We start from the raw sequence: 1,324 nt of genomic DNA, 5'->3' as shown, positions 1-1,324 counted from the left end.
TGCTCGTGCTCAGGACATCGGAGACAGGTGATGTCTCAGCACATCGCGGACACTGAGTAGGCCCGCCGGGTGGGCTGGTCGTGATCGTGGCCAGCCTGCCGGGTTGTGGGCAGAACAGGGTTCGAGATGGATCCGGTGCTCGTGGCCGCGGTCGCGCGGGTCGCTGCCGGCGAGAAGGTCAACGTCAGTCGGGTGTGCCGGGACTGCGGGGTGTCCCGCGCGGTCTTCTACCGCAAGCTCGACCGGTTCCTCGAGCACGGCAGCGCGGGCCTGACACCGCGCTCGCGGGCGCCACACACCCATCCGACCAGCACCCCGGCCCATGTCGCCGAAGCGGTGGTGCGTGCCCGCAAGGAACTCGCCGACGAGGGCTGGGACCACGGCGCCCAGACAATCCGGTGGCGGCTGCTCGACATTGCCGCCACCGGGGTGCACCCCGGCGGTGGGCCGGTGCTCGAGCGCGGCGAGGTCCCGTCGCGGGCCACGATCCACCGCATCCTGCTCGCCCGGGGCCAGATCACCCCGCAGCCCCGGAAGCGCCCCCACCGCGGGCGACGGTTCGTGCATCCCGCGCCGAACGCGGTCTGGCAGATCGATGGCACCACCACCGAGCTCGCCGACCGCACCCGCGCCACGGTCGTGCAGATCATCGATGACCACTCGCGACTCGACATCGCCTGCCACGCCGCGGCCAGCGAGAACAGCCAGGCGGTCTGGCAGGCCCTCTCCGCGGGCTTCGCCGCCTACGGTCACCCGGCCTGCGTGCTCTCCGACAACGGCACCGCCTTCTCCGGCAAACGCCGCCAGTGGCCCCTGGTCGAGACCGAACGACGCCTGGCCCGACTCGGGATCACCACCATCGTCTCCTCGGTCGGGCACCCCCAGACCTGCGGGAAGAACGAACGCGCCCACCAGACCCTGCAGCGCTGGCTGGCCGCCCGCCCCACCCCGCACACCCTCGACGAGCTCCAAACCCTGCTCGAGGCCTACCGGCGCGGCTACAACCACCGCCGACACCAAGCCCTCGACGGCGACACCCCCGCCCAGCGCTTCCACGCCACCGAACCCGCCCACCCCGCCGGCCCCGCCCCCCACGTGGCCGGACACCTCACCCGCACCGTCTCGACCACCGGCGTGATCCGCTTCAGCGGCGCCTCCATCGGCCTGGGCCGACACCACGCCGGAGCCACCGCCGAAGTGTTCTGGCAGGGCGACCGCCTCACCGTGCTCATCGACGACACCGTCGCCGCCAGCCTTACCCTCGACCGCACCATCCGCTACCAGCGGACCACCAACCTGTCTCCGATGCGCTGAGACAGACCTG

1 protein-coding gene is annotated in these 1,324 nt (G+C 71.9%); it reads left to right on the top strand.

What is annotated here, in order from left to right; genetic code table 11:
- Positions 1-126 precede the first annotated feature (126 nt).
- A complete protein-coding gene (locus PGB27_RS29335; protein ID WP_274203994.1) occupies positions 127-1,314 on the top strand; it encodes an IS481 family transposase in 1,188 nt (395 codons plus the stop codon).
- Positions 1,315-1,324: the final 10 nt, after the last annotated feature.

The sequence above is a fragment of the Actinomycetospora lemnae genome, assembly GCF_028737315.1.
In the GTDB taxonomy this organism is placed as follows: Bacteria; Actinomycetota; Actinomycetes; order Mycobacteriales; family Pseudonocardiaceae; genus Actinomycetospora; species Actinomycetospora lemnae.
Note: the sequence above shows the minus strand (reverse complement) of the source record. Positions and strands in the feature narration are given on the sequence as shown.

Excerpts from the sequence above, each read along its gene's own strand:
- PGB27_RS29335 (WP_274203994.1), top strand. The coding sequence starts at position 127 with ATGGATCCGGTGCTCGTGGCCGCGGTCGCGCGGGTCGCTGCCGGCGAG.